The organism is Metabacillus niabensis (genome assembly GCF_902829255.1).
In the GTDB taxonomy this organism is placed as follows: Bacteria; Bacillota; Bacilli; order Bacillales; family Bacillaceae; genus Metabacillus; species Metabacillus niabensis.
Genome location: NZ_CADEPK010000177.1, coordinates 1 through 1712, shown reverse-complemented (window position 1 = coordinate 1712; position 1712 = coordinate 1). Strand labels below are relative to the sequence as shown.

4 protein-coding genes are annotated in these 1712 nt (G+C 29.9%); 3 read left to right on the top strand and 1 reads right to left on the bottom strand.

Annotated features, from left to right (window positions below; all coding sequences use genetic code 11):
• The 3 genes from HU235_RS12370 to HU235_RS12360 all read left to right on the top strand — a co-directional run.
• Positions 1-332: immunity 22 family protein (locus HU235_RS12370; protein WP_174880405.1), on the top strand; the 332-nt coding region annotated here is incomplete at its 5' end.
• Positions 333-347: 15 nt separating this feature from the next.
• Positions 348-725 carry a 1,4-dihydroxy-6-naphthoate synthase gene (locus tag HU235_RS12365; RefSeq protein WP_174880404.1) on the top strand — a complete coding sequence of 126 codons (378 nt, stop codon included), beginning with the start codon at positions 348-350 and terminating at the stop codon, positions 723-725.
• A gap of 180 nt (positions 726-905) precedes the next feature.
• Complete coding sequence (locus HU235_RS12360) at positions 906-1109, top strand: hypothetical protein (RefSeq protein WP_233452211.1); 204 nt, start codon at positions 906-908, stop codon at positions 1107-1109.
• A 164-nt stretch (positions 1110-1273) separates the two neighbouring features.
• Here HU235_RS12360 and HU235_RS12355 read toward each other — a convergent pair whose 3' ends face one another.
• Positions 1274-1531: a cyclic-phosphate processing receiver domain-containing protein gene (locus HU235_RS12355; RefSeq protein WP_325100940.1), complete on the bottom strand. Its 258-nt coding sequence runs from the start codon at positions 1529-1531 to the stop codon at positions 1274-1276.
• Between the last annotated feature and the right edge of the window lie 181 nt (positions 1532-1712).

Here is a 1712-nt window from a genome sequence, read left to right as displayed (position 1 = left end):
ATACAAATATTAAATATACAGAAGATGGAGACAGTATTTCTTCAGTTTTCGAAAAAGACTTTAACTTAGAATATTATGATCACGATTTAGTAGAAAAGAAATGGATTAGTAAATCAACAAACAGTGTGAAGGATTTATTAGATGGATTTTCTTACTCTGATCAATTTTTAGAACAATTTAATACTATAAACTTTAGTGAAGAATTTAATGCTGCAATACTGATTTACAATTTGGAATATGATGCTAAAAAAATAAAGAGTAAATATAAAAATAGTGAATTGAAATTTATCGGTGTCACTCAATATACAATAATTGTTGATGATAGATGGTGATTTTTAGGAGAAACCATGGATCTAGAAATGGATTTGTATACTAAAATATTTCTAAATACTGAATTAGAAAAAAAGGAAATTATTGATTTAATTTCTAAACTTCTTAACGGTAAAGTAAACGGTACAAGTATAGTAACCGAGCAAGCGGAATTTTATCTTTTCAATAATGGTGATTATATTGCAAGGGAAAAAGAACAAATCGTTGATGACTTTTTATTTTATAAGTACTATTTTGAAATAGAGCCAAGGGAAAGTGCAAACAGTAGTATCTATATTTTGCTAATATCACATTTATTAACAGAGTTGTGGAATGCCGGTTTTACAGCAATAGCATCGTGTGATTTTGAAGAGTTGCTTCCTAGAAAAGGTGGATATAATTTTGAACAACGATAGACATTAAGTTGATTCTAAAGGATGGCATGAATTGACCTGATGAAAGAGTATAGACTATACATATCACTGTAACCCTAAAAACTCACCTTTAATGGTCACACGAACACTTTCAGAATTAAGATAAAGGCTACCCAGTTATAAGTAAGTGAGGAGGAAAATACTCTGAATTATAAAGAATTGGTGAAAAGAGTAAATTGGGGAGAGGAGTTTCAATTTTATTACAATAGTGAAGGATATTGGATTAGTATGAATAAAGAGGGGTACTATTTAACACGAGGAAAGGATGGGGACTATCAATCTTTTATATCTGCTAATGAACTATTTGAAAAAGGAAGGATAGAAGGAAAAAGTATTCAAGAGGTATGGGAAGAAGTTGAGATATAATACTTTACATGGACGGTTCTTCTGCTTCAAAAATGGAAGCAGGGGAATCGTCCATGTGTTTTCTATCCTGAGTATTTATTCTCTGTAATTGAATAATGATAGATCTTTATATCTGAATCGATAAAACCTCTTCTTTGAGCTCCTTTGAGTGTTTCATACATGTTTTATCTCCCTACTGGATTATCTGTATGGAGATAAATGTTATTAGCTCTTAGTCCTTCTGTACATATATATTTCACTAGGTCATATCCAGTTGGAAGTAAGTTTCCTTGCTTATCTTCACCCAAATCATGATCTAGAGATAAGATATCAACTGTATAATTTGTAAGGTAATGAATCGCTTCTTCGATATTTCTTGCGACAGTGTAGTCATCGGGGCAGTCACGTAAATCATCTACATATAAATTTATCACTTTACTCATATTTACACCTCGATTCTTTAAGAATTAGACTAATATTTATAATGGAGTGAATCATTATATGAATGAGGATTTAATTAAAATATATACAGGTTATAAAAACGAATCATTATCAAAGTTTTTCGATGATCTTATTGATTTTGTTAGCAAAAACTCTACTCAATTTAAAAAATATGTATATAAG

Bases quoted from the DNA above. Each gene is read 5' to 3' on its own strand.
- HU235_RS12365 (WP_174880404.1), top strand. From the start codon at position 348: ATGGATCTAGAAATGGATTTGTATACTAAAATATTTCTAAATACTGAA.
- HU235_RS12355 (WP_325100940.1), bottom strand. From the start codon at position 1,531: ATGAGTAAAGTGATAAATTTATATGTAGATGATTTACGTGACTGCCCC.